The following is a 25,053-nucleotide window of genomic DNA, read 5'->3' as shown; positions in this document are numbered from 1 at the left end:
TTGGAGACGCACGTTCCGCGATCCGAAAACCGCCGCACGCGCCTCGCATAACCGAGGGGACATACAACAAGTGCGAGCGCGGCCTGCTCCGTCTGAGGCGCGCAGGCCCGCAGCGCAACTTGTAGCATACGGGGGCAGCCGGGCACGGTCAATGCGCGAAGGCGCACACCCGGGACGAATCCCGTCATATCGGGCACAACTTCTGTTTGGCGAGGCCGTGGGGCCCCTCAGTAGCCCGCCGCGTTCCCCGGCCGCACGCCGCTCGGGCCCCCTTGCGGGCCGCACCACACTACTGCCGGGGGCACGACCGCCGATGATCCACGAATACGAACCGGAAGCGACCCGGCGCGTCACGGGCGACACCGAGAGCAGCCGGGCCAGCCGCGGCTGGTGGGACCGCAACGCCGACGAGTACCAGACCGAGCACGGCGCCTTCCTCGGCGACGACCGCTTCGTCTGGGGCCCCGAGGGGCTCGACGAAGCCGACGCCGCCCTGCTGGGCCCGGCGAGCGGCCTGAAGGGGCTCGACGTCCTGGAGATCGGCGCCGGCGCCGCCCAGTGCTCGCGCTGGCTCGCCGCGCAGGGCGCCCGCCCGGTGGCCCTGGACCTCTCCCACCGCCAGCTCCAGCACGCCCTGCGCATCGGCGGGGGCATCCCCCTCGTCGAGGCCGACGCGGGCGCCCTGCCCTTCGCCGACGGCTCCTTCGACCTGGCCTGCTCCGCCTACGGGGCCGTGCCCTTCGTCGCGGACCCGGTGCGCGTGATGCGCGAGGTGCGGCGCGTGCTGCGGCCCGGCGGACGCTGGGTCTTCTCCGTCACCCACCCCATACGCTGGGCGTTCCCCGACGAGCCGGGCCCCGAGGGCCTCTCCGTCGCGGCCTCCTACTTCGACCGCACCCCTTATGTGGAGCAGGACGAGCACGGCCGCGCCGTCTACGTGGAGCACCACCGCACGCTCGGTGACCGCGTGCGGGACGTGGTCGCGGCCGGCTTCCGGCTCACCGACCTCGTCGAGCCCGAGTGGCCCGCCTGGAACACGCAGGAGTGGGGCGGCTGGTCCCCGCTGCGGGGGAACCTCATCCCGGGAACGGCGATCTTCGTCTGCGACCGGGACTAGCGCCGCCGTACCGGCGGATGACGCCCCACCCGCCGTCTGGGTGAGACTGGGCGTGTGATCCACAGCGACGCCCTCGACCGGCTGCCCGTCCGCTCCGCCCTTCCCGCCCTCGACCGCGCGCTCGGCGCGCACGGCGCGGCGGTGCTGTGCGCGCCGCCCGGCACCGGCAAGACCACGCTGGTGCCGCTGGTCCTCGCCGGGCTGACCGGGGATGGCCCGCGGCAGCGCGTCGTGGTCGCCGAGCCGCGCCGGATCGCCGCGCGGGCCGCGGCGCGCCGCATGGCGTGGCTGCTCGGCGAGGGCGTGGGCGAGCAGGTGGGCTTCACCGTGCGCGGGGAGCGGCGGGTGGGACCGCGGACCGTGGTCGAGGTCGTCACGACCGGTGTGCTGCTGCAGCGGCTGCAGCGCGATCCCGAGCTCGCGGGCGTGGGCACGGTCGTGCTGGACGAGTGCCACGAGCGGCACCTCGACGCGGACACCGCCGCCGCCTTCCTCCTGGACGTACGGGCTGCCCTGCGGCCCGAGCTGCGGCTGGTGGCGGCGTCCGCGACGACGGACGCCGAGGGCTGGGCCCGGCTGCTGGGCGACGCGCCCGTGGTGACGGCCGAGAGCGTCTCGCACCCGGTCGAGGTCGTGTGGGCGCCGCCGGAGCGGCCCGTGCGGCCGCCGCACGGGATGCGCGTGGACCCGGCCCTCCTGGAGCACGTCGCCGCGGTGGTGCGGCGGGCGCTGCGGGAGCGGGAGGGGGACGTGCTGTGCTTCCTGCCGGGTGTCGGGGAGATCGCGCGCGTGGCGGGCCGCCTGGGTGACCGGGAGGCGCTGGGCGCCGAGGTGCTGCAGGTGCACGGGCGGGCCCCGGCCGCGGTGCAGGACGCGGTGCTGGCCGGCTCGTCCGGGGTCCGGCGGGTGGTTCTGGCGACGTCCGTGGCGGAGTCGAGCCTGACGGTGCCCGGGGTGCGGGTCGTGGTGGACGCGGGTCTGGCCCGCGAGCCCCGTACCGACCACGCGCGCGGGCTGAGCGCGCTCACGACCGTACGGGCTTCGCGGGCGGCGGCCCGGCAGCGGGCCGGGCGGGCGGGGCGCGAGGCGCCCGGAGCGGTGTACCGCTGCTGGTCGGAGGCCGACGACGGGCGGCTGCCGGGGTTCCCGGCGGCGGAGATCCTGGTGGCCGATCTGACGGCCTTCGCGCTGCAGGCCGCGTGCTGGGGCGACCCCGGTGCGTCCGGGCTGGCCCTGCTCGACCCGCCGCCGGCCGGTGCGATGGCCGCGGCCCGTGAGGTGCTGGCCGCCACGGGCGCCGTGTCGGCCGGCGGCCGGGTCACGGACCGGGGCCGGCGCATGGCGCGCCTGGGGGTGCATCCGCGGCTCGCGCGCGCCCTCCTGGACGGGGCTGCCGAGGCCGGTGCGCGCCGTGCGGCGGAAGTGGTCGCCCTGCTGAGCGAGGAACCACCGCGGGAGTACGGGGACGACCTGGCTGCGGCCTGGCGCACGGCACGGCGCGGCGGGGACGCGTACGGCGCGCGGTGGCGTACGGAGGCGCGACGGCTGGAGGGTGCGCTGCCGGGGTCCGGCGCGGCGCCCGGTTCCGGTGGTGAGCTGCCGGACGACGCCGTGGCGGGGCTGGTGACCGCGCTCGCCTACCCGGAGCGGGTGGCCCGGCTGCGCGGCGAGGGCGCCTACCTCATGGTGTCCGGTACGGGGGCGCAGCTCGGGGACGGGTCGCGGCTGCGGAGCGCGCCCTGGCTCGCGGTGGCCGTCGCCGACCGGCCGGTCACGGCGGCCTCGGCGCGGGTGCTGCTCGGCGCGGTGATCGACGAGGACACGGCGCGGGCGGCCGCGGGCGCGCTGCACGCGGAGGGCGAGGAGGTCGGCTGGTCCGAGGAGCGCCGGGACGTGGTGGCGCGGCGGGTCGAACGGCTCGGTGCGGTCGAGCTGGCCTCCCGCCCGCTGCCGGAGCCCGGCCCCGGGCTCGTACGGGCCGCGCTGGAGGACGGGCTGCGGCGGGAGGGGCTCGGGCTGCTGCGCTGGACGGCCGACGGGGCCGGGCTGCGGGAGCGGCTGGCCTTCCTGCACCGGGAGCTGGGCGAGCCGTGGCCGGACGTCTCGGACGCCGCGTTGCTGGCGCGGCTGGACGACTGGCTCGGCCTGGAGCTGGAGCGGGCGCGGCGGCGGGCCGACCTGGAGCGGCTGGACGGCGGCCGGATGCTGGAACGGCTCCTGCCGTGGGCGTCCGGGGACGCTGCGCGGCTGGAGGAGCTGGCTCCGGAGCGGATCCAGGTGCCGAGCGGCTCGCGGATCCGGGTGGACTACGGCGGTGGGCAGCCGGTGCTGGCCGTGAAGCTGCAGGAGCTGTTCGGCTGGCAGGAGACGCCGCGGCTCGCGGGCGGGCGGGTCCCCGTGCTGGTCCACCTGCTGTCCCCCGCGGGGCGGCCCGCGGCGGTCACGGCGGACCTGGCGTCGTTCTGGCGCGACGGCTACCGCGCGGTGCGGGCGGAACTGCGGGGCCGCTATCCCCGCCACCCCTGGCCGGAGGACCCGGCCTCGGCGCCCCCGACCCGCCGGGCGAGCGGCGGCCACTGAGGGGCGCGGGGCGCCCCGGGGTACGCGTGGTCCGGCACGGCCGAAGTTCCGGCGCGGCGACGCCCTGGGGCGCGCGTAATCCAGCACAGCCGAAATCCCGGCGCGGCGACGCCCTGGGGCGCGCGTAATCCAGCACAGCCGAAATCCCGGCGCGGCGACGCCCTGGGGCGCGCGTAATCCAGCACGGCCGAAATCCCGGCGCTCCGGCACCGCCCCCGGGCACGCCCGGCTCGGCACCGCCGGACAGCAGGTACGTGGTTGCTCGCCGCCGCGGCGGCGGGAATTCATTCGGCCGCGCCGATCCCATCCCGCCGCGGCGGCGAGCAACCCGACACCGCCTGATCGGCGGTGCCGGATCACGCCCGGTGCCCGGCAGAGCCGGGCCGGGCCGGCCGCAGCGAACCCACTCGGCAGGGCACCCGCGGCGGCCCGTCGTCGCGGCGGAAGAGGTGTTCCCGTTCCCGCGCACCTTTCCTTCCGCCGCGACGGCGGGTCACCACTGCGCCCCGGACGGGGCGGCGGCCCTCAGGGGAGGTACCGCTCCACCGCCGCCGGGCCCTTCTCCTCGATGAGCCGCTTCGCGCGCTCCACGCGTTCCGGTGTCACGTCCCGGCCCGAGACCATGACCAGGTCCTCGGGGTCGATCGGCCGTTCGCCCCCGGTGTACAGCTGCCTGGGCCGGGACGTGGTGGATCCGTCGTCCGTCTTCTCCTTCGTGGTCTTCTCCTTCACGGCGAGCCTCCTCTGCTCCGCGCGGCCCTCTTCCCCGGGGCCTGCCGCTCGGTTTTCCCTCCATCGTGTGCCTTTTGTCCGGTAAATGCACGACGAGGGCGGGCCCGGGCTTCCAGGAACAGGGCGAGGGCGGCCAGCGCGCCGCCCAGCCCCGCGCTCCCCCAGGGCAGCCACGAGGTCAGCAGGAGGACGAGCCGCCGCTGGGAGGTCACGAGGGCGACGGTGGAGTCGACGTAGTCGGCGCGCATCTTCACGTGCCCGGCGAAGGCGGTGACCGGCTGTTTCTCGGGCCGGTCGGTCCAGCGCAGTTCCTCGCGGTGGATCTCCTCGCCGTTGACGGGGGCGCCGGTGACGGGGTCGACCCAGAACATGCGCCGGGTCGTGTACCACCGCTCCAGGCCCAGTTGGCGGAGGGTCTCGGGCGTGACTCCGAGGGGCAGCGTCTTGGGGAAGGGCACCCGGGTCCAGGGGACGGTCTGCTCGAAGTAGTAGACGTCGAGTCCCCGGAAGGATCGGGTGCCGCGGTAGTGGATGGGCGCGGAGGCGCGGGTCTGCATGTCGAAGTAGCGGTAGTCGCGCTTCTCGACGAGGAACGGCCACTTGTACTCGATGCCGTCGCGCCGTACGGGCGTGCCGTCGACGTGTTCCCCGCCCGCGTGCACGGGCTGCTGGCCGTGGGCGTCGAACACGTACCGCTCGGGGATCCGGGAGATCATCGCCCCGTCGGGCCCGGTCATGTGGGTGAGGGTGTCCCAGACGACGACGTCGCGCCCGGTCTCGCGCCTGACCTTGCGGGCCTCTTCGACGTTGCCCTTGAGGGTCTGGACGAGGGTCACTTTGGGGACGGTTCGCGGCTCCATCCGCGCGTAGTCGACGAGCGTCGCGTCCTTCGCCTCCAGGACGGCGGTCCGGTACGTGTCCGCCGGGACCTTGGCGAGGCGGGGGTAGGCGTACCAGCGCAGCAGCGGGGCGAGGGCCGCGAGGAACACGGCCACCGCGAGAAGGACGAGACTCGCTCTGCGGCGCACGGCGCGGCCGGCCCGTCAGGGGTGCACGGGGGCGGAGGTGAGCAGGGGCTTCGGGGAGGTACTGCCCTCGGGCGGGCCGATCGCGGTGACGGTGAGGACGAGGGCGAGGGCGGCGGCCAGTCCGACGGCCGCGGCGACGAGTGCGCGCATGTGAAGCCTCCCGGCGGGTCGCCCCGGATCCCCTACATCTGACACCTAGTCAGGAACAGGCAGGGCACGGTAGCAATGCACGGCGCAGATGAGAACCACGCGAACGGCCCCTCTCCCCCGCGGGAGACGCGGAGGAAAGGGGCCGTACGGACATCACGGACGGGCTCAGTGCGCGGCGGACTCCCAGTCCCGCCCCACACCGACCGACACGTCCAGCGGGGCGCGCAGCTCGACGGCGCCGGCCATCTCGCGGCGCACCAGCGCCTCGACGGCCTCCCGCTCGCCCGGAGCGATCTCCAGCACGATTTCGTCGTGGACCTGGAGCAGCATCCGGGACGCGAGCTCCCCGGCCTCCAGCGCCTTCCCCACCCGCAGCATCGCGATCTTCACGATGTCGGCGGCGGTGCCCTGGATCGGGGCGTTCAGCGCCATCCGCTCGGCCATCTCGCGGCGCTGGCGGTTGTCGCTGTTGAGGTCCGGGAGATAACGGCGGCGGCCGAGCATCGTCTCGGTGTAGCCCGTGGCGCGGGCCTCGACGACCACCCGCTGCAGGTAGTCCCGCACACCGCCGAAGCGCTCGAAGAACGTGTCCATCAGCTTGCCCGCCTCGCCGGGGGCGATGTTCAGCTGCTGGGACAGGCCGAACGCCGACAGACCGTAGGCGAGGCCGTACGACATCGCCTTGATCTTCCGGCGCATCTCCGGATCGACCTCGGTCCGCTCCACGCCGAAGACCTGGGAGGCGACGGTGGTGTGCAGGTCCTCACCGGAGTTGAAGGCCTCGATGAGGCCCTCGTCCTCGGAGAGGTGCGCCATGACCCGCAGCTCGATCTGGCTGTAGTCGGCGGTCATGAGGGACTCGTAGCCCTCGCCGACGACGAAGCCGCGGCGGATGGCCCGGCCCTCGTCCGTCCGCACCGGGATGTTCTGCAGGTTGGGATCGGTGGAGGACAGCCGGCCCGTGGCCGCCACCGTCTGGTTGAAGGTGGTGTGGATCCGGCCGCCGGGCGCGATCGACTTGATCAGGCCCTCGACCGTGGACCGCAGCTTCGACTGCTCCCGGTGCCGCAGCATGATCACCGGGAGTTCGTTCTCGGTCTGCGCCGCGAGCCACGCCAGAGCGTCGGCATCCGTGGTGTAGCCGGTCTTGGTCTTCTTCGTCTTCGGCAGGCCGAGCTCGCCGAAGAGCACCTCCTGCAGCTGCTTGGGGGAGCCGAGGTTGAACTCGTGGCCCGCGGCCGCGTGCGCCTCCTGCACGGCCTGCTGCACCGCGGCGGCGAACTGCTGCTCCATGCGCTCCAGCCAGCCGCGGTCGGCCGCGATGCCCGCCCGCTCCATACGGGCCAGCAGTGCGCTCGTCGGCAGCTCCACATTGCGCATGAGCTCCGCCGCACCGACCTCCTGCAGACGCGTGGTGAACGCCGCCCCCAGGTCGAGGACCGTACGGGCCCGGCCCATGAGGGCGTCGGCCTCGGCCTGCTCGTCGGCGCCGAAGGCCAGCTGCCCGTCGCCCGCGGCGGCCGTGGCCAGCTCCCGGCCCAGGTACTCCACCGACAGGGCGTCCAGCGCGAAGGAACGGCGCCCGGGCTTGACCAGATAGGCGGCCAGCGCCGTATCCATGCTGACGCCCTCGACCGTCCAGCCGTGCTCGGCGAAGACCCGCATCGCCGCCTTGGCGTCGTGCATGACCTTCGGCGCGCCCGGATCGGCGCTCCAGCCGGCGAACGCCTTCTCATCGGCCTCGTCGAGCTCCGCCGGGTCGAACCACGCGGCCGGGCCCTCGCCCGTGGCCAGCGCGATCTCCGCGACACGGCCGCTGCCCAGCTTCCACGCGTCGACGATCGCCACACCGAGCGGGGACGCGCCGTGCTCCGCCAGCCACGGCGCGAGCTCACCCGCCCCGAGCACCGTGCCGTCCACCTCGGCGCCCGCCGCGGGGGCGGCCTCCTCCTCGGCCTCCGCACCCGGGTCCGCGGCCAGCAGCCGGTCCCGCAGGCCCTGGTTGCGGATCTCCAGGCCCTCCAGGAACGCGATCAGCGCCTTGCGGTCGTACGCCTCGCGCCGCAGGCCCTCCGGGCCCACCGGCAGCTCGACGTCGCGCACCATCTCCGTCAGGCGGCGGTTCAGCTTGACCGCCTCCAGGTGATCACGGAGGTTCTGCCCGGCCTTGCCCTTGACCTCCTCGACCCGCTCCACCAGCTCCGCGAACGAACCGAACTGATTGATCCACTTCGCGGCGGTCTTCTCGCCCACGCCCGGGATGCCCGGCAGATTGTCCGACGGGTCGCCGCGCAGAGCCGCGAAGTCCGGATACTGCGACGGGCTCAGACCGTACTTCTCCTGGACCTTCTCCGGCGTGAAACGCGTCAGCTCCGAAACGCCCTTCGTCGGATACAGCACCGTGACGTCATCGGACACCAGCTGGAAGGAGTCCCGGTCACCGGTGACGATCGAGACGTGGAAGCCCTCGGCCTCGGCCTGCGTAGCCAGCGTGGCGATCACGTCATCCGCCTCGAAGCCGTCCACCGCGAAACGCGGCACCCGCATCGCGTCGAGCAGCTCGCCGATCAGCTCGACCTGACCCTTGAAGTCATCCGGCGTCTTCGACCGCGTCGCCTTGTACTCCGGGAACTCCTCCGAGCGCCACGTCTTGCGCGACACGTCGAACGCCACCGCGAAGTGCGTGGGCGTCTCATCACGCAGGGTGTTCGCCAGCATCGACGCGAAGCCGTACACCGCGTTCGTCGTCTGGCCGGCGACCGTCGTGAAATTCTCCGCCGGCAGCGCGAAGAACGCCCGGTACGCCATCGAGTGCCCGTCCATGAGGAGCAGACGGGGGCGACCTCCCTCCGCTGCCTCGGTGCCGGTCGGTCCGTTCGTCTTCACTGCCTTTGCTGCCACGCCCCCGATCCTGCCACGGCCCACTGACAATCCCGGCCACGGCGACCTCACCCCGGCACCCGGCGCCGCCCCGTGACAGGATCGGAGCCGCACAAGAGACGCGCACGAGAACCCGTACGCGACACCGCGCACCACCGACCGCTCAAGGGGGAGCGACACATGGCAGGCAAGCCACCCACCGGCGATCCCGTCCAGGACGCACCGGACGTCACGGCCCCGCAGCACGCCGCCGCCGGACTGCCCGCCGTCGCCCACTCCCTGCGCATGGCCCACCAGCAGATGGGCGCCCGCCGCACAGCCCTCACCCTCCTCAAGGTCAACCAGAAGGACGGCTTCGACTGCCCGGGCTGCGCCTGGCCCGAGCCCGACAAACGGCACGCGGCCGAATTCTGCGAGAACGGCGCCAAGGCCGTCGCCGAAGAGGCCACCCTGCGCCGCGTCACCCCCGACTTCTTCGCCCGCCACACGGTCACCGACCTGGCCGGGCGCAGCGGCTACTGGCTCGGCCAGCAGGGCCGCCTCACCCAGCCCATGTACCTGGCAGAGGGCTCCGACACCTACGAGCCGGTCAGCTGGGAACGCGCCTTCGGCATCATCGCCGAGGACCTCGCCGCCCTCAGCTCCCCCGACGAAGCCGTCTTCTACACCTCCGGCCGCACCAGCAACGAAGCAGCCTTCCTCTACCAGCTCTTCGCCCGCGAATTCGGCACCAACAACCTGCCCGACTGCTCCAACATGTGCCACGAGTCCTCCGGCTCGGCACTCTCGGAGACCATCGGCATCGGCAAGGGCAGCGTCCTCCTGGAGGACCTCTACAAGGCCGACCTGATCATCGTCGCCGGCCAGAACCCGGGCACCAACCACCCCCGCATGCTCAGCGCCCTGGAAAAGGCCAAGCACGGCGGAACGAAGATCATCACGGTCAACCCGCTCCCCGAGGCCGGCCTCGAGCGCTTCAAAAACCCGCAGAACGCCCGCGGCCTCGCCGGCGGCGGCACCGCCCTGACCGACCTCTTCCTGCAGATCCGCCTCGGCGGCGACCAGGCCCTCTTCCGCATCCTCAACCGGCTCGTCCTGGAGACCGAAGGCGCCGTCGACACCGGATTCATCGACGAGCACACCCACGGCTTCGACGACTTCCGGCGCACCGCCCTCACCGCCGACTGGGACGAAACCCTCCGGGCCACCGGCCTCAGCCGCGCGGAGATCGAGCAGGCCCTCGCCATGATCCTCGCCTCCAAGCGCACGATCATCTGCTGGGCCATGGGCCTCACCCAGCACAAACACGCCGTCCCCACCATCAAGGAGGTCGTCAACCTCCTGCTCCTCCGCGGCGACATCGGCCGCCCCGGCGCCGGCGTCTGCCCCGTCCGTGGCCACAGCAACGTCCAGGGCGACCGCACCATGGGCATCTTCGAACGCCCCGCCCCCGCCTTCCTCGACGCCCTGGAGAAGGAGTTCGGCTTCACCCCGCCACGCGAACACGGCCTTGACGTCGTCCGCGCCATCCGCGCACTCCGCGACGGACACGCCAAGGTCTTCTTCGCCATGGGCGGCAACTTCGTCTCCGCCACCCCCGACACCGAGGTCACCGAAGCCGCCGTCCGGCGCGCCCGCCTCACCGTCCACGTCTCCACCAAGCTCAACCGCTCCCACGTGGTCACCGGCGCCCGCGCCCTCATCCTGCCCACCCTCGGCCGCACCGAGCGCGACCGCCAGGCCGGCGGCGAACAGTTCGTCACCGTCGAGGACTCCATGGGCATGGTCCACGCCTCCCGCGGCGGCCTGAAGCCCGCAAGCCCCCACCTGCTCTCCGAACCCGCCATCGTCTGCCGCCTGGCACGCCGCGTGCTCGGCAAGAACTCCACCACGCCCTGGGAGGACTTCGAGCAGGACTACGGCACCATCCGCGACCGCATCGCCCGCGTCATCCCCGGCTTCGAGGACTTCAACACCCGCGTCGCCCACCCCGGCGGCTTCACCCTCCCCCACGCCCCCCGCGACGAACGCCGCTTCCCCACCACCACCGGCAAAGCCAACTTCACCGCATCCCCCGTCGAGTACCCGCACGCCCCCGAAGGCCGGCTGCTCCTGCAGACCCTGCGCTCGCACGACCAGTACAACACCACCATCTACGGCCTCGACGACCGCTACCGCGGCATCAAGAACGGCCGCCGCGTCGTCCTCGTCAACCCCGACGACGCGGCGGAACTCGACCTCGCCGACGGCAGCTACGCCGACCTCGTCAGCGAGTGGACCGACGGCACCGAGCGCCGCACCGCGGGCTTCCGCGTCGTCCACTACCCCACGGCCCGCGGCTGCGCCGCCGCCTACTACCCCGAGACGAACGTCCTCGTACCGCTCGACCACACCGCCGACACCAGCAACACCCCGGCCAGCAAGTCGCTGGTCGTCAGGATCGAGCGGACCGAGCGGACCGAGCGGAAGAACGATCAAGCCGGCTGACGACGGTTGACGGCAAGGCCGTTGAACTGAAAAAACTTTCACACCACAACGGCCGACGGTGATCGGAGCACGAGGCATGGGCGAGCACGGCAAGACCACGTTCCCGCAAGAGGTCCTGGACCAGTGGGCCGGCAGCGGGCTCGACCTGCCCGCTCTCTTCTCCGCCGGGCACCTCGGCGAGCGCATGGGCGTACGCGTCGTCGAGGCCTCCGCCGACCGCGTGGTCGGCACCATGCCCGTCGAGGGCAACACCCAGCCGTACGGGCTGCTGCACGGCGGCGCCTCCGCCGTGCTCGCCGAGACCCTCGGCTCCGTCGGCGCCATGCTGCACGGCGGCCCCTCCCGGATCGCCGTCGGCGTCGACCTCAACTGCACCCACCACCGGGGCGTCCGCTCCGGGCTGGTGACCGGCGTCGCCACGCCCGTGCACCGGGGGCGCACCACCGCCACGTACGAGATCGTCGTCACCGACGAGCACGACAAGCGGGTGTGCTCGGCGCGGCTCACCTGCATCATCCGCGACGCGGGGTGACCGGCGTCGCCGAAGCCTGACCGCCGGTGCGGGTGGCTCCGCATTCCGCCGGACCCTCGCCATAGGGGCACCTCACCGCTGCGGCGGGCATCTCGTTCCCGCCGCAACACGGTTCTCTCCCTCGCGGTTCCCTGCCTCACGGCAGGCATGCCCCTCCGCCGCAAGGGTGTGACACCACAACGCGGCGGACCGGCGGTGCCGAACCGCGGCATGACGGGTTCCCCACACCGCAGACGCGCTCTACCTTCCCAGCATGCGGGCACCCTTAGGCGGCCTACTGGCCTGTACATCACTGCTGCTGGCCGCCACCCTGACCGCCTGCGGAAGCTCCGGCTCCGACTCCGGCTCCGCAGCCGCCCCCTCCCCGCGCTCCCCCTCCCCCGACTCCCCCGTGCAGCTGTGCACCAGGCTCATCTCGTACTGGGCCGAGCAGGACATCACCGGGAGCAAGTGGGCCGGGCTCGACTGGGAGCAGAAGGGCCTGTCGAACGAGCAGTTCGGCCTCTACGGCGACATCGTGCAGGAGGCGCGCGGCGAACAGCGCCGGCGCGGGACGGACGCGGCACTCGAACTGGTCCGGCGCCGGTCCGCCGAGCGCTGCAAGGCCGCGAACGGAGCGACGCACAGCTCCGAGAACTGGCGGCCCCCGGCATAACGGTGTGTAACCACAAGGCAGGACGGGAAGCGTAGGGGCGGCGACGCGAGCGCCATCGGCATGGCCTGACACCCCCTCCCCCCACCCTCGACCACTTAGCGGAACTGCACTTTCTGGCTCCGCACTCGGGGGACAAATCACCATCCGCGAAGATCATTCGCTCAGCACCGCTACACAAAATTCCCCAGAAGTGATCTGCGTCATAACAAGACAGTCACATCATGGCCATCACCTCTGCCCCCCGCCGCCGCACCCCCATAGAGTCACGGCCAGTCACCACCCCGCCGGGGAAAGGACACACCGTGCGCCATCGTCCCCTGCTCCTCCTCACCAGCACCCTCGCCGCCGGCGCGCTCACCCTGAGCGCCTGCGGCTCACGCGACGACGGCGGCAAGAGCGACGACAAGGACAGCGGAGGCGGCACGCAGACCACCGTGGTCATCGGCGTCGACGCCCCGCTGACCGGCTCCCTCTCCGCCCTCGGCCAAGGCATCAAGAACTCCGTCGACCTCGCCGCCCGCACCGCCAACAAGAACAAGGAAGTCAAGGGCGTCACCTTCCGCACCGAAACCCTCGACGACCAGGCCGTCCCCGCCTCCGGCCAGCAGAACGCCACCAAACTCGTCGCCGACAAGTCCGTACTCGGCGTCGTCGGCCCCCTCAACTCGGGCGTCTCCCAGTCCATGCAAGGCGTCTTCGCCCGCGCCGACCTCACCCAGGTCTCCCCCGCCAACACCAGCCCCGAGCTCAGCCAGGGCGACAACTGGCTCAAGGGAGACAAGAAACGCCCCTTCAAAACCTACTTCCGCACCGCCACCACCGACATCATCCAAGGCCGCTTCGCCGCCCAGTACGCCTTCAACGACGCCAAGAAGAAAAAGGCCTTCGTCGTCGACGACAAACAGACCTACGGCGTCGGCCTCGCCTCCATCTTCGGCCAGGAATTCAAACGCCTCGGCGGCGAAGTCGTCGGCACCGACCACATCACCGTCAAGGAAACCGACTTCTCCAGCGTCGCCAACAAGGTCAGGAACAGCGGCGCCGACATCGTCTACTACGGCGGCCAGTACCCCGAAGGCGGCCTCCTCGCCGACCAGGTCAAGAAGGCCGGCGCCCGCATCCCCCTCATGGGCGGCGACGGTGTCTACGACCCCGCCTTCATCAAGGCCTCCAGCGAGAGCAACGACGGCGACCTCGGCACCTCCGTCGGCTACCCCGTCGAAGACCTCGACTCCGCCAAAGCCTTCGTCCAGAACTACAAGGCAGCCGACTACAAAGACCCCTACGCGGCCTACGGCGGCTACTCCTACGACGCGGCCTGGGCCATCATCCAAGCCGTCAAGAGCGTCGTCACCGCCAACAACGGAAAACTCCCCGCCGACGCCCGCGCCAAAGTCACCGAAGCCATGGGCAAAGTCTCCTTCGAAGGAGTCACCGGAAAGGTCTCCTTCGACGAATTCGGCGACACCACCAACAAACAACTGACCGTCTACCAGGTCAAGGGCGACACCTGGAAGTCCGTCAAGAGCGCCACCTTCAAGGACTGAACACCTGCAAGAACCAAAGGAATTCAAAAACCGAACGCCCCCCGGCAAACCAGCACCCCAGCACCCACCCGGACCCCGGCCCACCGCGCGAGGAAGCGTCCCACGCCCTCGCGCGGACCCACATCCGACACCCGCATCGGAGGCCCAGCGGTGCACCAACTGCCGCAAACGCTGGTCAACGGACTCGCCCTCGGTGCCCTCTACGGCCTCATCGCCATCGGGTACACCATGGTCTACGGCATCGTCCAGCTCATCAACTTCGCCCACGGCGAGATCGTCATGATCGGAGCCTTCGGCGCCCTCACCATCCACCTCTGGCTCCCCGGCGACACCCCCCTCCCCGCCGCCCTCCCCCTCATGCTCATCGGCGGCGCCGTGGCCTCCGTCGCCGTCGCCACCGCGGCCGAACGCTTCGCCTACCGGCCCCTGCGCAACGCCCCCAGACTCGCCCCCCTCATCACCGCCATCGGCCTCTCCATCGCCCTCCAGCAAATCGTCTGGGCCTTCTACCCCGACGCCAAGAAATCCCGCGGATTCCCGCAGTTCCAAGGCGACGCCTTCGAACTCGCCGGCAACCTCCACATCCAGCGCGACGACCTCTTCGTCCTCGTCGCCGCACCCCTGTGCATGCTCGCCCTCGGCCTCTTCGTCGCCCGAAGCCGCACCGGCCGCGCCATGCAAGCCACCGCCCAGGACCCCGACACCGCAAAACTCATGGGCATCAACACCGACCGCATCATCGTCCTGGCCTTCGCCATCGGCGGCGCCTTCGCCGCCGTCGCCGCCGTCGCCCAGGGACTCCGCGCCGGACAGATCAACTTCGAAATGGGCTTCATCCTCGGCCTCAAAGCCTTCACCGCAGCCGTCCTCGGCGGCATCGGCAACATCTACGGAGCCATGCTCGGCGGAGTCGTCCTCGGCATCGCCGAAGCCGCCGCCTCCACCTACATCCAGCACATCCCCGGAATGCAACAACTCGGCGGAGGCGGCTGGAAAGACGTCTGGGCCTTCGCCCTCCTCATCCTCGTCCTCCTCATCAGGCCCCAAGGACTGCTCGGCGAACGCGTCGCGGATCGGGCGTGAGAGCAATGAACCCACAACACACCACACCAGCAGCAACCGAAACAACGGAAACACCCACCACCGAAACCGCCCCCCTCATCCCCCTCCCCCTCAACACCGCACGCACCCTCACCACCACCGGCGCCCTCCTCAGCGCCGCCTCCACCTTCCTCTCCTGGACCTGGACCACCCGATTCCCCGGCAACCTCACCGTCAACGGCTACCCCGGCGGCCTCCAGCTCCTCACCCTCACCGGCGCCCTCCTCACCCTCGCCTACACCCTCACCACCTGGAACACCCCAGGCCTCCGCTGGCTCAACCCCACCGGCAGCCACAACGCCACCGCACTCCTGGCCACCGCCACCCTCGCCACCACCTGGTACACCCTCATCGCCATCGCCGTACAACTCGGCGGACTCGCCAACCTCGAACCCGGCGGCTACGCAGCCGCCCTCACCACCCTCCTCACCCTCCTCGGCACCCTCGCCCTCCCCCTCGACCGGCACACCCACGACACCACCCCGGACACCAGCCGCCCCGGGACCACCACCCGCACCCGGGCACTCGCCCGCACCGCCCTCCGCACCATCCGCCCCGGCCGCCCCCACCAACAGCCACCACCACCCCGGCCCCTGCCCCCCTGGGCCGAAATCCTCATCATCACCGCAGCCTTCGGCCTCGCCCTCGGCATCGTCACCTACGGAATCGGCACCGCCTACGGCGAACTCTTCACCGGCTTCCTGCTCCTAGCCGGACTCAGCACCGCCGCCCTCGCCCGCGCCGGACTCCTCAGCCGGCTCACCGCACTCACCGCCAAACACCGCACGCCCACCGTCACCGCCGCCTTCATCGCCGCCGCACTCTTCCCCCTCACCCAGGACACCGACCAATACACCCTCATCGCCGTCAACATCCTGATCTTCTCGACCGTCGCCCTCGGCCTCAACGTCGTCGTCGGCCTCGCCGGCCTCCTCGACCTCGGCTACGTCGCCTTCCTCGGCGTCGGCGCCTACACCGCCGCCCTCGTCTCCGGCACCACCGCATCCACCCTCGACATCCGCTTCCCCTTCTGGGCCGCCGTCCTCACCGGAGCCGCCGCCTCACTCGTCTTCGGCGTCGTCATCGGCGCCCCCACCCTCCGGCTGCGCGGCGACTACCTCGCCATCGTCACCCTCGGCTTCGGCGAGATCTTCCGCATCACCGCCGGCAACCTCAACGGCGAATCCGGCCCCTCCCTCACCAACGGCCCCAACGGCATCCCCAACATCCCCGACCTCGCCCTCTTCGGCTACTCCTTCGGCGAGACCCACCACCTCGGCAGCATCACCCTCAACCCCTTCGCCAACTACTACCTCCTCATGCTCCTCTTCACCGTCATCGTCGTCCTCGTCTTCAGCCGCGCCGGCAACTCCCGCATCGGCCGCGCCTGGATCGCCATCCGCGAAGACGAAACCGCCGCCACCGCCATGGGCATCAACGGCTTCCGCCTCAAACTCCTCGCCTTCGCTCTCGGCGCCACCCTCGCCGGACTCGCCGGCACCGTCCAAGCCCACGTCGCCTACACCGTCGTCCCCGAGCAATACGTCTTCGCCGGCCCCGTACCGCCCAACTCCGCCTTCCTCCTCGCAGCCGTCATCCTCGGCGGCATGGGCACCATCAGCGGCCCCCTCCTCGGCGCCGCCCTCCTCTACCTCATCCCCGCCAAACTCCAATTCCTCCAGGACTACCAACTCCTCGCCTTCGGCGCGGCCCTCATCCTCCTCATGCGCTTCCGCCCCGAAGGCCTCATCCCCAACCGCCGCCGGCAACTCGAATTCCACGACGGAACCACCACCGGCAGCACCCTCACGCACGCGGAGGCGACCACCCCATGACCACCACCGCCGCCCCCGCGGACGCCCCCGCCCCCGTCCTCACCGCCACCGGCGTCACCATGCGCTTCGGCGGCCTCACCGCCGTACGCGACGTCGACCTCACCGTCCAACAAAACGAAATCGTCGGCCTCATCGGACCCAACGGCGCCGGCAAAACCACCTTCTTCAACTGCCTCACCGGCCTCTACGTCCCCACCGAAGGCACCGTCGCCTACAAAGGCGACACCCTCCCACCCAAACCCCACCTCGTCACCAAAGCCGGCATCGCCCGCACCTTCCAGAACATCCGCCTCTTCGCCAACATGACCGTCCTCGAAAACGTCCTCGTCGGCCGCCACACCCGCACCAAAGAAGGCCTCTTCTCCGCCCTCCTCCGCGGCCCCGCCTTCCGCCACGCCGAAAAAGCATCCGAAGAACGCGCCATGCAACTCCTCGAATTCACCGGACTCGCCACCAAACGCGACCACCTCGCCCGCAACCTCCCCTACGGAGAACAACGCAAGCTCGAAATCGCCCGCGCCCTCGCCAGCGACCCCGGACTCCTCCTCCTCGACGAACCCACCGCCGGCATGAACCCCCAGGAAACCCGCGCCACCGAAGCACTCGTCCACGCCATCCGCGCCCAAGGAACCGCAGTCCTCGTCATCGAACACGACATGCGCTTCATCTTCGCCCTCTGCGACCGCGTCGCCGTCCTCGTCCAAGGCGAAAAACTCACCGAAGGCACATCGGACGCCGTGCAGGCCGACGAACGCGTCATCGCCGCATACCTGGGCACGCCCTTCGAAGGAGCCCCGGGAGAAGAGGAAGCCGCAGAAGTCGCCGCCGCCGAAGCCCGCACGTCGGAGGAAGGGGACGAGCGGTGACCGCACTCCTCGAAGTCAAAAACCTCCGCGTCGCCTACGGCAAGATCGAAGCCGTCAAAGACATCAGCTTCAGCGTCGAAGCCGGCCAGATCGTCACCCTCATCGGCACCAACGGCGCCGGCAAGACCACCACCCTGCGCACCCTCTCCGGACTCCTCAAACCCCTCGCCGGCACCATCCGCTTCGACGGCCGCCCGCTGATAGGCGTCCCCGCCCACCGCATCGTCGCCCTCGGCCTCGCCCACTCCCCCGAAGGCCGCCACATCTTCCCGCGCCTCACCATCGCGGAAAACCTCCAGCTGGGGGCCTTCCTCCGGAAGGACGGGGAGGGCATCACCAAGGACATCCAGCGCGTCTACGACCTCTTCCCCATCCTCGGCGAACGCGCCCGCCAAGCCGCCGGCACCCTCTCCGGCGGCGAACAGCAGATGCTCGCCATGGGCCGCGCCCTGATGTCCCGCCCCAAGCTCCTCATGCTGGACGAGCCCTCCATGGGCCTCTCGCCGATCATGATGCAGCGGATCATGGCCACGATCACCGAGCTCAAGACCTCCGGCACGACCATCCTGCTCGTCGAGCAGAACGCCCAGGCCGCGCTCTCCCTGGCCGACCGCGGCCACGTCATGGAGATCGGGAAGATCGTCCTCTCCGGGACGGGGGCGGACCTCCTCCACGACGAATCCGTGCGGAAGGCTTACCTGGGCGAAGACTGAGAGGGGCCCGTGTCCGGATGGACACGGGCCCCTCTCAGTGACGGATCCGGGCTACTGCCCCTTCGCCGCCTTCTTCTCCTCGGCGTCCTCGATGACCGCCTCGGCGACCTGCTGCATCGACAGACGGCGATCCATCGACGTCTTCTGGATCCAGCGGAAAGCGGCCGGCTCGGTCAGGCCGTACTGCGTCTGCAGGATGCTCTTCGCCCGGTCCACGAGCTTGCGCGTCTCCAGCCGCTGGGAGAGGTCCGCGACCTCCTTCTCCAGCGCCTTCAGCTCCGTGAAACGGGAGACGGCCATCTCGATGGCCGGGACGACGTCGCTCTTGCTGAACGGCTTCACCAGGTAGGCCATGGCACCGGCGTCCCGAGCACGCTCGACGAGGTCGCGCTGCGAGAATGCTGTGAGCATCAGGACCGGGGCGATCGAGTCGCGGGCAATCTGCTCGGCGGCGGAGATCCCGTCGAGGACGGGCATCTTCACGTCGAGGATCACCAGGTCGGGCTTGTGCTCCCGGGCCAGCGCGACCGCGGTCTCGCCGTCGCCCGCCTCGCCCACGACGGAGTAGCCCTCTTCCTCCAGCATCTCTTTGAGGTCGAGACGGATCAGGGCCTCGTCCTCGGCGATCACCACGCGGGTGACATGGGGAGGGGTGTGCGTCGGCTCGTCGTCGACTGGCGGCGTGGGCTCGGCGGCGGTCACGGGTCTCCTCGGTCCAGGGCAGGGTGCTGCTGCACGAGCCTACCTAGCTCCTGTAGGTTTGATACACGACCTGACTACGCTAGCCTTGGTTTCGTAGCCAGCCCTGGTAGTCCAGCGGGAGAGACACGGTGCTCAAACCACCGACAGCGTGGGTTCGAATCCCACCCAGGGCACTTTACCTTTAATTCGAAGGTCCGGAAAATCCTCCAGCCGTTGGCGATCTTCACTCGCCGTGGTGAACATTCCTCCGAATACATCCGTCCACTGCAAGCACTCATACACGCTCGCAGATGTGTACGACCTTGAAACACGTCATCACGTACTGGCTCTCGTCCGCCAAGGACGCAGTCTCAACTCCGTGAGCAAGGAGACCGGGATATCCCGGTATGCGATCCGGTCATGGCAGACCAGGATCGAACCCCTGTCACGCGCGGCCGCGCCATGCGAAAGATGCGGCCAGGCGCCTCAATCACCCCACGGCTCAGCCGCGTACACCTACCTGCTCGGCCTCTACCTCGGCGACGGCTGCCTCAGCGCCGGTCGGCGAGGCGTCTATGCCTTACGCATCGCATGCGCAGACGCGTGGCCCGGCCTCATCGACTCCTGCGGAGAGGCGATGCGGAAAGTCCGCCCCGGGAACCGCGTGTGGCTCGAACGAAAGCAGGGCTGTGTGATGGTCACCAGCACCAGCAAGCACTGGCCATGCTTCTTCCCGCAGCACGGACCAGGCAAGAAGCACGAGCGGGCGATCACACTGGAGCCCTGGCAGCAACAGATCGTGGACGCCTACCCCTGGGAGTTGTTGCGCGGACTCATCCACTCGGACGGGTGTCGCATCACCAACTGGACCACCCGCATCGTCAATGGCAAGCCCAAGCGCTACGAATACCCGCGCTACTTCTTCACCAACACGTCCACGGACATCCTGAAGCTCTTCACTGACACTCTCGACAGGGTCGGCGTCGAGTGGAAGTCGGCGAACCAGAGCCGACGAGCTCAGAGCATCTCCATCGCCCGCCGCGACTCCGTCGCCCTCATGGACGCCCACATCGGCCCGAAGCACTGACGTAGTCGGCCTACTCCTCGCCAATATGGTGCACCCGCACCATATTCGTCGTGCCCGGCGTCGCCGGTGGCGAGCCCGCCGTGATGATCACCCGGTCCCCCTTCCGGCACCGGCCGATCCGCAGCAAGTACTCATCGACCTGGTCGACCATCTCGTCCGTCGTCTGGACCATCGGGCCCAAGAACGTCTCCACGCCCCACGTCAGGCTCAGCTGGGCCGCCGTCGACGCCTCCGGCGTGAACGCCAGCAGGGGGATCGGGGAGCGATACCGGCTCAGGCGGCGGACCGTGTCGCCGGATTGGGTGAAGGCGACCAGGAACTTCGCCTCCAGGAAGTCGCCCATTTCGGCCGCCGCGCGGGCCACGGAGCCACCCTGCGTGCGGGGCTTGCCCCGCTCGCTCAGGGGCGGGAGGCCCTTCGCCAGAAGGTCCTCCTCCGCCGCGGCGACGATGCGGCCCATCGTCTTGACCGTCTCGACGGGGTATTTCCCGACGCTCGTCTCGCCGCTGAGCATGACCGCGTCCGTGCCGTCGATGACGGCGTTGGCGACATCCGACGCCTCCGCGCGCGTGGGGCGGGAGGCGTCGACCATCGAGTCGAGCATCTGCGTCGCCACGATGACCGGCTTCGCGTTTCGCCTCGCGAGCTTAATCGCTCGCTTCTGCACGATCGGGACCGTTTCCAGCGGCATTTCGACGCCGAGGTCGCCGCGCGCGACCATGATGCCGTCGAAGGCGGCGACGATGCCGTCGAGGTTCTCCACGGCCTGCGGCTTCTCGATCTTGGCGATGACGGGGCGGCGGCGGCCTTCCTCGTCCATGACGCGGTGGACGTCGGCGACGTCTTCCGCGCTGCGGACGAAGGACAGGGCGATGATGTCGGCGCCGATGCCCAGTGCCCAGCGCAGGTCTTCGACGTCCTTGTCGGAGAGGGCGGGGACGGAGACGGCGACGCCGGGGAGGTTGAGGCCCTTGTGGTCGGAGACCATGCCGCCCTCGATGACGATGGTGCGTACGCGCGGGCCGTCGACCTCGGTGACCTCCAGGGTGACGCGGCCGTCGTCGACGAGGATGCGCTCGCCGCGGCTGACGTCGCCGGCGAGGCCGTCGTAGGTGGTGCCGCAGGTGTGGCGGTCGCCGTCGACGGGTTCGACGGTGATGGTGAACTCGTCGCCGCGTTCAAGAAGTACGGGGCCTTCGCGGAAGCGGCCGAGGCGGATCTTCGGGCCTTGTAGGTCGGCGAGGACGCCGACGCTGCGGCCGGCCTCCTCGGCCGCCTTGCGTACGCGCTGGTAGCGGGCCTCGTGGTCGGCGTAGGTGCCGTGGCTGAGGTTGAAGCGGGCTACGTCCATGCCGGCGTCGACGAGTGCCTTGATCTGCTCGTACGAGTCGGTGGCGGGCCCGAGGGTGCAGACGATTTTTGCTCGGCGCATGTTTCGACCTTATGACCTACCGGTGGGTAGTGGATCCGTCGCCGGCGACAGCCCAACGGCCTTTCGGTAAAAGGTTTTTGACAATGCATGAACGTGCGCGTGCGCGCTCTGATGAGCGGTTCAGAGGCGGGGCGGGGTCATGGTGAAGCGGGCGTTGACCTGGGCGTGGGCGGTCTGGCGCTGGGGTTCGAGATCCAGTTCGGGTTCGGCGGCGGCTGCGGCTCCGTATCCGCCGCGGGCCATGCCGCCGGCCATGGCGGAGTAGCCGAGGTTCTCGGCGCCGTCGTCGGCGAGTTCGAGGAGGGCGGTGAGGTGAGCTCCGAGGGCTTCGGCGTATTCGCGTGCGCGCTGGACGGCTTCTTGGACGGCGAGGCGGCGGGCTCCTCGGTGTGCGGGTGAGTCGGGGCGGAGGGACCACCAGGGGCCGGTGATGCGGGTGAGGGGGAGGTCGGCGAGGCGGGTGGTGAGTTCGCCGAGGACGGTGAAGTCGTTGAGGGTGGCGGTGAGGTAGACGCTGCCGTGGTAGGAGCGGACGCGTTCGTGGCGGCCTTTGTCGGCGAATTGGGGGGCCACGGTGATGAGGCCGGTTTCGAGTCTTTCGACGGCGTCGCCGTAGGACTTGACGAGGTCGAGGGCCTGGGTGTTGCGGCGTGTGAGGTCTTCGAGGGTGGTGGTGCGGTCGGTGCCGCGGGCGGTGACGGTGATGCCGAGGTGGGCGATTTCGGGGTCGACTTCGAGGCGGGCTTCGCCGCGGACGGAGACGCGGGGGGTGTCGGGGGTTCCGTAGGGCAGGGGCGTGGCGGGTGTGGGTGTGGTCATGGGTTCAGTGTGGACTGCCGGTTCTTCCGGGTGGGGTTACTGGGGAGTCATCGGATCGCAACCTTGGGAGGGTGTCGCGGGGCGGTGCGGGCGGGTCAGAATCTACGCGCGTTGTCAGCTTTGCGACTTTGGGGAGAAGAAGTGCCGCTGAACCGGAGGAATTTTCTGGGGCGTACTGCCGCGACGGGTGCGGGGGTCGCGCTCGTGGGGGCGGGGGGTGCCGGGTCGGCCGAGGCGCAGGAGGTGGATGCGGGTCTCGTGGGCGGCCGGGGGAAGCGGAAGTATTCGTTCACGGTGATGGGGACGACGGATCTGCACGGGAACGTCTTCAACTGGGATTACTTTACGGATGCGGAGTTCGACGACAAGGCGCACAACGATGTGGGTCTGGCGAAGATTTCGACGCTGGTGAATCAGGTGCGGTCGGAGAAGGGGCGCCGGAATACCCTGTTGATCGATGCGGGTGACACGATTCAGGGCACGCAGTTGTCGTATTACTACGCCAAGGTGGATCCGATCACCAAGGCGCATGGTCCGGTGCATCCGATGGCGCAGGCGATGAATGCGATCGGGTATGACGCGGCGGCGCTGGGGAATCACGAATTCAATTACGGCATTCCGGTGTTGCGGAAGTTCGAGGAGCAGTGTGATTTTCCGCTGCTGGGGGCGAATGCGCTGGATGCGAAGTCGTTGCGGCCGGCGTTTGCTCCGTATGTGATGAAGCGGGTGTGTGCGCCGTTCGGTCGTGATGTGAAGGTGGCGATCCTGGGGCTGACGAATCCTGGTATTGCGATCTGGGACAAGGCGAATGTCCAGGGGAAGATGGTGTTCCCGGGTCTGGAGGAGCAGGCGGCGAAGTGGGTGCCGCGGCTGCGTTCGATGGGTGCGGATGTGGTGATCGTGTCGGCGCATTCGGGTTCGAGCGGGACGTCTTCGTACGGTGATCAGCTGCCGTATATCGAGAACGCGGCGGCGCTGGTGGCGGAGCAGGTGCCGGGGATCGACGCGATTCTGGTGGGTCATGCGCACACGGAGATCCCGGAGTACCGGGTGGCGAATAAGAAGACGGGCAAGCAGGTGGTGCTGTCGGAGCCGCTGAAGTGGGGTCAGCGGTTGACGCTGTTCGACTTCGGTCTGGTGTGGGAGCGGGGCCGCTGGCAGGTGGAGTCGGTGTCGGCGAAGGTGCTGAACTCGAACACGGTGCCTGAGGACAGGAAGATCTCCCGGTTGCTGCGTGACGAGCACGAGAAGGTCGTGGCGTATGTGAATCAGGTGATCGGTACGTCGACGGCGGCGATGAGTGCTGCGGAGGCGGCGTACAAGGACACGCCGGTCATCGATTTCATCAATCATGTGCAGAAGGAGACGGTGAGGGCGGCTCTGGCGGGGTCGGCGTACGCGTCGCTGCCGGTGTTGTCGCAGGCGTCGTGTTTCTCGCGGACGGCGGCGGTGCCGGCGGGGAAGGTGTCGATTCGTCAGGTGGCGGGGCTGTATCCGTTCGAGAACACGCTGGAGGCGCGGGTGCTGACGGGTGCGCAGCTGCGGGAGTATCTGGAGTTTTCGGCGCGCTATTACGTGCGGACGCCGGCGGGTGTTCCGGTGGATCCGGCGAAGCTGACGAATGCGGAGAGTATTCCGGATTACAACTATGACGTGGTCAGCGGCCTCTCGTACGAGATCGACGTCGCGAAGGCGCCGGGGGCGCGGGTTGCGAAGCTGATGTTCGACGGGAAGCCACTGGACGACGCGGCCGAGTTCGTTCTGGCGGTGAATAATTACCGGGCCAGTGGTGGGGGTAATTTTCCGCATGTGGCGCGGGCGAAGCAGGTGTGGGCCAACTCGGAGGAGATTCGTAACACGATCATTTCCTGGGTGAAGGCGCAGGGGACGATCGATGTGGGGCGTTTTGCGTCAGTGGACTGGAAGCTGACGCGGGATGGTGCGCCGGTCTTCTGATCCGGTGGTGCGGGGTCGTGGCTGTGGCCGTGGCTCCAGGCCGAATGTGGTGAAGGCGGTCCGCTCCGGGAGGGGGTAGGCCGCCTTTCCTGTGATGGCGTTGAGGATGGTGGCGCTGCGCCAGGCGGCGAGGCCGAGGTCGGGGGTGCCGACGCCGTGGGTGTGGCGTTCGGCGTTCTGGACGTGGATGGCGCCGCGGACGAGGGGGTCGAGGACGAGGCGGTGGTTCTCGTCGATGCGGGGGCGTTCGCTGTGGTCGCGGCGGATGTAGGGGTCGAGGGCGGCGAGGAGGGTGTCGACGGGGCGTTCGCGGTAGCCGGTGGCGAGGATGACGGCGTCGGTGGTGATGCGGGAGCGGGTGCCTTGCTGGGCGTGTTCGAGGTGGAGTTCGACGCGGGTGGTGCCGACGCGGCCTGCGGTGCGGACGAAGACGCCGGGGGTGAGGACGGTGTCGGGCCAGCCGCCGTGGAGGCTGCGGCGGTAGAGCTCGTCGTGGATGTCGGTGAGGGTTTCGGTGGCGATGCCTTTGTGGAGCTGCCATTGCTGGGGCAGGAGTTGGTTGCGTACGGGTTCGGGGAGGGCGTGGAAGTAGCGGGTGTAGTCGGGGGTGAATTGTTCGAGGCCGAGTTTGCTGTATTCCATGGGGGCGAAGGCGGGGGTGCGGGCGAGCCAGTGGAGTTTTTCGCGGCCGGCGGGGCGGTTGCGGAGGAGGTCGAGGAAGACTTCGGCGCCGGACTGGCCGGAGCCGATGACGGTGATGTGTTCGGCGGCGAGGAGGCGTTCGCGGTGGTCGAGGTAGTCGGCGGAGTGGATGACGGGGACGGCGGGGGCGTCGACGAGGGGGCGTAGGGGGTC

General features: G+C 70.0%; 20 protein-coding genes and 1 tRNA gene. 13 read left to right on the top strand and 8 right to left on the bottom strand.

Annotated elements, in window-relative coordinates; translation table 11 throughout:
- Nucleotides 1-313: 313 nt before the first annotated feature.
- Entirely contained in the window at nucleotides 314-1,117 is an 804-nt protein-coding gene (locus IF61_RS0113410) for a class I SAM-dependent methyltransferase (RefSeq protein WP_030366574.1), read from the top strand.
- Between the two features lie 54 nt (nucleotides 1,118-1,171).
- A complete protein-coding gene (hrpB, locus tag IF61_RS0113405; protein WP_030366573.1) occupies nucleotides 1,172-3,697 on the top strand; it encodes an ATP-dependent helicase HrpB in 2,526 nt (841 codons plus the stop codon).
- A 525-nt stretch (nucleotides 3,698-4,222) separates the two neighbouring features.
- Here hrpB and IF61_RS0113400 read toward each other — a convergent pair.
- The 4 genes from IF61_RS0113400 to polA form a co-directional block, all read right to left on the bottom strand.
- Entirely contained in the window at nucleotides 4,223-4,429 is a 207-nt protein-coding gene (locus IF61_RS0113400) for a hypothetical protein (RefSeq protein ID WP_030366572.1), read from the bottom strand.
- Nucleotides 4,426-5,457, bottom strand: coding sequence for a cell envelope lipid trafficking protein PgfA (gene pgfA, locus IF61_RS0113395; RefSeq protein WP_078660184.1), 1,032 nt, complete (start codon nucleotides 5,455-5,457; stop codon nucleotides 4,426-4,428). Before pgfA ends, IF61_RS0113400 begins: the two co-directional genes overlap by 4 nt.
- A 15-nt stretch (nucleotides 5,458-5,472) precedes the next feature.
- Nucleotides 5,473-5,607 (bottom strand): SPW_0924 family protein, encoded by a 135-nt coding sequence (locus IF61_RS35220; RefSeq protein ID WP_107043038.1) that lies wholly within the window; start codon nucleotides 5,605-5,607, stop codon nucleotides 5,473-5,475.
- A 165-nt stretch (nucleotides 5,608-5,772) separates the two neighbouring features.
- Nucleotides 5,773-8,430, bottom strand: a complete 2,658-nt coding sequence (gene polA / locus IF61_RS0113385) for a DNA polymerase I (RefSeq protein WP_211264882.1) — start codon at nucleotides 8,428-8,430, stop codon at nucleotides 5,773-5,775.
- 237 nt (nucleotides 8,431-8,667) lie between these two features.
- On the opposite strand from polA, the gene IF61_RS0113380 reads away from it, so the two are divergent.
- The 8 genes from IF61_RS0113380 (at nucleotide 8,668) to IF61_RS0113345 (ending at nucleotide 18,223) form a co-directional block, all read left to right on the top strand.
- Nucleotides 8,668-10,974: an FdhF/YdeP family oxidoreductase gene (locus tag IF61_RS0113380; protein ID WP_030366569.1), complete on the top strand. Its 2,307-nt coding sequence runs from the start codon at nucleotides 8,668-8,670 to the stop codon at nucleotides 10,972-10,974.
- Between the two features lie 76 nt (nucleotides 10,975-11,050).
- A complete protein-coding gene (locus IF61_RS0113375; protein WP_030366568.1) occupies nucleotides 11,051-11,506 on the top strand; it encodes a PaaI family thioesterase in 456 nt (151 codons plus the stop codon).
- 253 nt (nucleotides 11,507-11,759) lie between these two features.
- Nucleotides 11,760-12,161, top strand: coding sequence for a hypothetical protein (locus IF61_RS0113370; RefSeq protein WP_052392674.1), 402 nt, complete (start codon nucleotides 11,760-11,762; stop codon nucleotides 12,159-12,161).
- Nucleotides 12,162-12,463: 302 nt separating this feature from the next.
- The gene (locus tag IF61_RS0113365) at nucleotides 12,464-13,708 is read left to right on the top strand and encodes a branched-chain amino acid ABC transporter substrate-binding protein (protein ID WP_030366566.1); all 1,245 of its coding nucleotides are present in this window, start codon (nucleotides 12,464-12,466) and stop codon (nucleotides 13,706-13,708) included.
- A gap of 150 nt (nucleotides 13,709-13,858) precedes the next feature.
- Nucleotides 13,859-14,791: a branched-chain amino acid ABC transporter permease gene (locus IF61_RS0113360; protein WP_030366565.1), complete on the top strand. Its 933-nt coding sequence runs from the start codon at nucleotides 13,859-13,861 to the stop codon at nucleotides 14,789-14,791.
- Nucleotides 14,792-14,796: 5 nt separating this feature from the next.
- Nucleotides 14,797-16,644, top strand: coding sequence for a branched-chain amino acid ABC transporter permease (locus IF61_RS0113355; RefSeq protein WP_030366564.1), 1,848 nt, complete (start codon nucleotides 14,797-14,799; stop codon nucleotides 16,642-16,644).
- On the top strand, nucleotides 16,641-17,510 hold the full coding sequence (locus tag IF61_RS0113350; RefSeq protein WP_030366563.1) for an ABC transporter ATP-binding protein: 870 nt from the start codon (nucleotides 16,641-16,643) through the stop codon (nucleotides 17,508-17,510). The genes IF61_RS0113355 and IF61_RS0113350 overlap by 4 nt, the downstream gene beginning before the upstream one ends.
- Entirely contained in the window at nucleotides 17,507-18,223 is a 717-nt protein-coding gene (locus IF61_RS0113345; RefSeq protein WP_030366562.1) for an ABC transporter ATP-binding protein, read from the top strand. The genes IF61_RS0113350 and IF61_RS0113345 overlap by 4 nt, the downstream gene beginning before the upstream one ends.
- A 51-nt stretch (nucleotides 18,224-18,274) precedes the next feature.
- On the opposite strand, the gene IF61_RS0113340 is transcribed toward IF61_RS0113345, so the two are convergent.
- On the bottom strand, nucleotides 18,275-18,925 hold the full coding sequence (locus IF61_RS0113340) for an ANTAR domain-containing response regulator (protein WP_030366561.1): 651 nt from the start codon (nucleotides 18,923-18,925) through the stop codon (nucleotides 18,275-18,277).
- Nucleotides 18,926-19,025: 100 nt separating this feature from the next.
- Between IF61_RS0113340 and IF61_RS0113335 the strand changes: the two genes are divergently transcribed.
- Nucleotides 19,026-19,098: transfer RNA gene (locus IF61_RS0113335), tRNA-Leu, on the top strand.
- 119 nt (nucleotides 19,099-19,217) lie between these two features.
- The gene (locus IF61_RS0113330) at nucleotides 19,218-19,991 is read left to right on the top strand and encodes a hypothetical protein (RefSeq protein ID WP_030366560.1); all 774 of its coding nucleotides are present in this window, start codon (nucleotides 19,218-19,220) and stop codon (nucleotides 19,989-19,991) included.
- A 10-nt stretch (nucleotides 19,992-20,001) separates the two neighbouring features.
- Here the strand turns inward: IF61_RS0113330 and pyk are convergent, their stop codons facing one another.
- Together pyk and IF61_RS0113320 are read right to left on the bottom strand one after the other, a co-directional pair.
- Nucleotides 20,002-21,423 (bottom strand): pyruvate kinase, encoded by a 1,422-nt coding sequence (pyk, locus tag IF61_RS0113325; RefSeq protein ID WP_030366559.1) that lies wholly within the window; start codon nucleotides 21,421-21,423, stop codon nucleotides 20,002-20,004.
- Between the two features lie 120 nt (nucleotides 21,424-21,543).
- Nucleotides 21,544-22,242, bottom strand: coding sequence for an SIMPL domain-containing protein (locus IF61_RS0113320; RefSeq protein WP_030366558.1), 699 nt, complete (start codon nucleotides 22,240-22,242; stop codon nucleotides 21,544-21,546).
- Nucleotides 22,243-22,383: 141 nt separating this feature from the next.
- Here IF61_RS0113320 and IF61_RS0113315 point away from each other — a divergent pair, with 141 nt between their 5' ends.
- Nucleotides 22,384-24,198, top strand: coding sequence for a bifunctional metallophosphatase/5'-nucleotidase (locus IF61_RS0113315; protein WP_030366557.1), 1,815 nt, complete (start codon nucleotides 22,384-22,386; stop codon nucleotides 24,196-24,198).
- On the opposite strand, the gene IF61_RS0113310 is transcribed toward IF61_RS0113315, so the two are convergent.
- Nucleotides 24,154-25,053, bottom strand: a 900-nt coding sequence (locus tag IF61_RS0113310) for a SidA/IucD/PvdA family monooxygenase (protein WP_030366556.1), incomplete at its 5' end; no start/stop codon positions are given. The genes IF61_RS0113315 and IF61_RS0113310 overlap by 45 nt on opposite strands.

It is taken from the genome of Streptomyces roseoverticillatus (assembly GCF_000719265.1).
Lineage (GTDB): Bacteria > Actinomycetota > Actinomycetes > Streptomycetales > Streptomycetaceae > Streptomyces > Streptomyces roseoverticillatus.
Note: the sequence above shows the minus strand (reverse complement) of the source record. Positions and strands in the feature narration are given on the sequence as shown.

What these genes read in the sequence shown, in the direction of transcription:
- IF61_RS0113410 (WP_030366574.1), top strand. Translation starts at nt 314, where the DNA reads ATGATCCACGAATACGAACCGGAAGCGACCCGGCGCGTCACGGGCGAC.
- IF61_RS35220 (WP_107043038.1), bottom strand. Translation starts at nt 5,607, where the DNA reads ATGCGCGCACTCGTCGCCGCGGCCGTCGGACTGGCCGCCGCCCTCGCC.
- polA (WP_211264882.1), bottom strand. Translation starts at nt 8,430, where the DNA reads ATGGACGGGCACTCGATGGCGTACCGGGCGTTCTTCGCGCTGCCGGCG.
- IF61_RS0113380 (WP_030366569.1), top strand. Translation starts at nt 8,668, where the DNA reads ATGGCAGGCAAGCCACCCACCGGCGATCCCGTCCAGGACGCACCGGAC.
- IF61_RS0113375 (WP_030366568.1), top strand. Translation starts at nt 11,051, where the DNA reads ATGGGCGAGCACGGCAAGACCACGTTCCCGCAAGAGGTCCTGGACCAG.
- IF61_RS0113370 (WP_052392674.1), top strand. Translation starts at nt 11,760, where the DNA reads ATGCGGGCACCCTTAGGCGGCCTACTGGCCTGTACATCACTGCTGCTG.
- IF61_RS0113355 (WP_030366564.1), top strand. Translation starts at nt 14,797, where the DNA reads ATGAACCCACAACACACCACACCAGCAGCAACCGAAACAACGGAAACA.
- IF61_RS0113350 (WP_030366563.1), top strand. Translation starts at nt 16,641, where the DNA reads ATGACCACCACCGCCGCCCCCGCGGACGCCCCCGCCCCCGTCCTCACC.
- pyk (WP_030366559.1), bottom strand. Translation starts at nt 21,423, where the DNA reads ATGCGCCGAGCAAAAATCGTCTGCACCCTCGGGCCCGCCACCGACTCG.
- IF61_RS0113320 (WP_030366558.1), bottom strand. Translation starts at nt 22,242, where the DNA reads ATGACCACACCCACACCCGCCACGCCCCTGCCCTACGGAACCCCCGAC.